Origin of the sequence: Burkholderia sp. E168m23 (assembly GCF_016586125.1) — a bacterium.
GTDB classification, from domain to species: Bacteria; Pseudomonadota; Gammaproteobacteria; order Burkholderiales; family Burkholderiaceae; genus Burkholderia; species Burkholderia orbicola.
On the sequence record NZ_BCPP01000741.1, the window covers coordinates 1 to 3,654 of the forward strand.

At 61.6% G+C, this 3,654-nt stretch carries 4 protein-coding genes and 1 pseudogene; 4 read left to right on the forward strand and 1 reads right to left on the reverse strand.

Translation table 11 applies throughout. From position 1 onward, the window contains the following. Positions 1–310 precede the first annotated feature (310 nt). Together JMF90_RS28615 and JMF90_RS28620 are read left to right on the forward strand one after the other, a co-directional pair. A complete protein-coding gene (locus JMF90_RS28615) occupies positions 311–910 on the forward strand; it encodes an RNA polymerase factor sigma-70 (RefSeq protein WP_041489655.1) in 600 nt (199 codons plus the stop codon). Next, positions 888–1,106, forward strand: a complete 219-nt coding sequence (locus tag JMF90_RS28620) for a zf-HC2 domain-containing protein (protein WP_011548755.1) — start codon at positions 888–890, stop codon at positions 1,104–1,106. Before JMF90_RS28615 ends, JMF90_RS28620 begins: the two co-directional genes overlap by 23 nt. 147 nt (positions 1,107–1,253) lie before the next feature. On the opposite strand, the gene arsC is transcribed toward JMF90_RS28620, so the two are convergent. Continuing rightward, positions 1,254–1,610 carry an arsenate reductase (glutaredoxin) gene (arsC, locus tag JMF90_RS28625; RefSeq protein ID WP_041489445.1) on the reverse strand — a complete coding sequence of 119 codons (357 nt, stop codon included), beginning with the start codon at positions 1,608–1,610 and terminating at the stop codon, positions 1,254–1,256. Positions 1,611–2,585: 975 nt separating this feature from the next. Here arsC and parA point away from each other — a divergent pair. Continuing rightward, a complete protein-coding gene (parA, locus tag JMF90_RS28630) occupies positions 2,586–3,248 on the forward strand; it encodes a ParA family partition ATPase (protein ID WP_006480195.1) in 663 nt (220 codons plus the stop codon). Between the two features lie 23 nt (positions 3,249–3,271). Then, positions 3,272–3,654: pseudogene (locus tag JMF90_RS28635) on the forward strand (chromosome partitioning protein ParB); the annotation flags it as partial.

The following is a 3,654-nucleotide window of genomic DNA, read 5'->3' on the forward strand; positions in this document are numbered from 1 at the left end:
GGTCTGTTTATAGGCAAGCCAGCCCGCGAGCCGTCCCACGGGGCCGTCCGGCCGACTTTCCACAAGGTTTTCCACAGAAATTGTGGATAACTCGACCGTTATGTTCTGACGTTACAGATTGCCCGACGCGCATCGCCGGCGACGCGCGAGACGGGGTTCGGCAAGCATAGCGCAGCGCGGCAGCCGGTTCCGTGAATTCGTGACGGAACATTGCGTTGCAGGCGAAGACCGCGCCCAGTAAGCTGCACGCACCGCGATGCGTCCGCTCCGTGACGCACGCGCGATCGCTTCGAGACACCGCCATTCACTCATGCTGTCCGCACACGACGACCCCGCCTATCTCGCGCAACTGCGGCACGACCTGCTGCGCTTCGCTCGACTCCAGCTCCGCGATGCCGACGCAGCCGAAGACGCCGTGCAGGAAGCGCTGGCTGCCGCGTGGTCGCATGCCGGCGAGTTCGCCGGGCTGTCGGCCCACAAAACCTGGGTGTTCGGCATCCTGCGCAACAAGCTGATCGACGTGCTGCGCGCACGGCAGCGGATGGTGAGCCTGACCGCGCTCGATGCCGAGCTCGACGGCGAATCGATCCTCGATCGCGAATTGTTCAAGGACAATGGACACTGGGCCGCGCATGCGAAACCGCGACCGTGGCCGAAGCCCGACACGCTGTTGCAGCAACAGCAGTTCTGGACGCTGTTCCAGGTCTGCCTCGACCATCTGCCGGAGCAGATCGGACGCGTGTTCATGATGCGCGAATTCCTCGATGTCGAGATCGCGGACATCTGCAACGAATTGACGTTGACGACGAATCATTGCAGCGTGCTGCTGTACCGGGCGCGCACGCGCCTGCGAACCTGCCTGAGCGAAAAAGGACTGACGACCGAAGATGCTGCCGGGGAAATGTACTGACGTGACACGCCTGCTGTCGGATGCGCTCGATCGGCATCTGACGCTGCACGAGCGCCTGCAGGTGCGCGTGCATCTGCCGACCTGCAGCGGATGCCGCGCCTATCGCGGGCAGATCTCGCTGTTGCGGATGGCCGCGAAGGCGGCGGCGGGGCGGGAGCCGGACGATGATGATGGGTCGTCTTCCGGTAAAGGCTAGACGCCGCGGTGGCGACATATCGTTCCGGGGACGGCTGGCGGCGCGTGCGGCCTGACGGTCGTGTCGGTCTGGATTGCCGTTACGTTTACGTGTGCAGGGCTGAGTCAGGCCGCGTTGATGCAATAAGAAAAATACGCCGGACAAGAATTATTCGAACAGCGCCTTCACCGACTCGGGCGGACGACCGATAGCCGCCTTGCCGCGGTACACGACGATGGGGCGTTGCAGCAGGATCGGATGAGCGACGATCGCCGCGTAGGCTTCAGCGTCGGTCAGGTCCGCGCGGGCAAGGTTCAGCGTCTGGTACGGCTCCTCGCCGTCGCGCAGCATGTCGCGAACCGGGCGGCCGAGTTGCCGATGCAGCGTTTCCAGGTCCTCGACTGTCGGCGGCGTCTTCAGATACTCGACGACGTTCAGCGGCACGCCGGCCGTATTCAGCGACTCGACCAACGCAAGCGTCTCGCGGGACTTCGAGCATCGGGGGTTGTGGTAGATCGTGATCATCATTCAAGCCTGGATGGTGGAGCCCTGTATTGTAGCCAGTCTGCATGGGAGGCTCGGCGGGTGGGGCAGCTGAGATCGTGTGGCCTTCCTCGTGGCAGTCGGTCGCTGGCGCGGTTCGGTTTAGTGATGCGCCGTGATCGCGAGAGGGTGAGTGTTTGATGTCGTGAGACACACCTCAGCGAGTGGTTGTTTATGCGCATAAAGTGCGGGCAGGCAACGGCTTCATGGAGACTAGAGAGCGGCGGTTAGCCCGCCTGATGTCTCGTGAGGGCTGTCTCGGGCGGCAAAAAGAGCGCGGGGATCGCGGGACACTTCGGGTCGCTTATGCGCATAAAGCCTGCGAGGTGAGGTGCGGCTCCAGGCATTGACGTATGTCGACAGGGATACGGCACCGGACGACGGTCGTATCGATAGGCTATCGTCCCAACATCATTGCGCGCCTGACGTAGGCCAGGTCTCTGCCTTCCCCTCCATCGTAGGTCATCGTTGCGTCCGGTTTATGCGCATAAACGCTGCGGGCAAACGGAACGTTGCCTCGATGCATACACGTTCAACGACGTGCCTCGGGGCCGTGCATCTGACTCCGGCCAGCAGAACACACTTCTCTGTGGCGAATCCCGAGCGCTCCAGCCACGAAGTCGATCACCCCGACCGCCGCGGACTTTATGCGCACAAACTTCCGGCTCGCCGGCCACTCGCCGCGTCCAGCGAGAGGGCAGCACACCGAGACATCGCCGCGACGAACCGCCCCGGCGTTGGAGCACAAGAGATCCACCATCGAGCACTGCATCGACCGCTCTACATCAGTCTCGCCATCTCCTACACGCCGTCCTAACCGGCAATCCAATTTCCATCACGCCGTTTATGCGCATAAACCGATAGTCCGAATGGCCAACGCGTAGTTGTTGAACGACAATTTCATTGAAATTCAAATATCGTCCTGTAGAATTCCAACGACCAAAACAGGAGTGAAAATTGGCCGCGGAAATCATTGCAGTCACTCAACAAAAAGGTGGCGTCGGCAAAAGCACGATTGCCATGCATCTCGGCGCCGCGTTCCATGAAAAAGGGAAGCGCGTCCTCGTCATCGACGCAGACCGTCAAAACACGCTGGTTCACTGGTCGAGCGCATCCGGCGACAGCGACAACGGCATCCCGTTTCCGGTCGTCAATCTTGCCGAAGCCGACGGCCAGATCCATCGCGAGATCAAGAAGTTCATCAACGACTACGACATCATCGTCGTGGACTGCCCGCCGTCGATCACCGAGAAAGTGTCCGGCGTCGTCCTGCTGGCCGCCTCGATTGCCGTGATCCCGACATCGTCGTCGCCGGCCGATTACTGGTCGAGCGTCGGGCTGGTCAAACTGATTCAGCAGGCGCAGGTGATGAACGAAGACCTCCGCGCGGTCTTCCTGCTGAACAAGACCGAAGAGAAGCGCATGCTGACCCGCGAGCTCAAGCGTGCACTCGAAGAACTCGGCTTCCCGCTGCTGAAGACGCAGATCCCGACTCGGGAAGCGTACAAGCAGGCGATGGCGCTCGGTCAGACCGTGCTGCAAATGAACGATCGCGGCGGCAAGCTGGCCGCCGCCGAAATTCGCGCATGTGCCGACGAAATCGTCGCCATGCTGCCCTGACTTTATGCGCATAAAGGAGTCACATGAAACCCTCCCAATTCGCCAAAGGATTCCAAGCGCGCCCGGATATCACGACGAGCGAGAAGCGCACCGCGCTTGATCGGCTCAATGCGATCGACGGCATCGTCAAGTCCGAGACGCCGACCCCGGTGCCGACCAAATCCGCGAAGAAGGACATCGCACCGCCGCCTGCTCCGGCATTCGCGATCGATCCGTCCATCGACGAATCGCCGCAATACCGCGCGTGGCGCCTCGAGAATCGCTATGCGCCCGGGCAGGTGATCGAACTGCCGCTGAAGGCCATCAAGCACAGCCCGTTCAACCCGCGGCACTTCTATCTGAAATCGTCGATTGCCGAACTCGCGGTCAACCTTGCGAAGCAGGGGCAGCAGCAGGCGATCCACGT

Bases quoted from the DNA above. Each gene is read 5' to 3' on its own strand.
- JMF90_RS28615 (WP_041489655.1), top strand. From the start codon at position 311: ATGCTGTCCGCACACGACGACCCCGCCTATCTCGCGCAACTGCGGCAC.
- JMF90_RS28620 (WP_011548755.1), top strand. From the start codon at position 888: ATGCTGCCGGGGAAATGTACTGACGTGACACGCCTGCTGTCGGATGCG.
- arsC (WP_041489445.1), bottom strand. From the start codon at position 1,610: ATGATCACGATCTACCACAACCCCCGATGCTCGAAGTCCCGCGAGACG.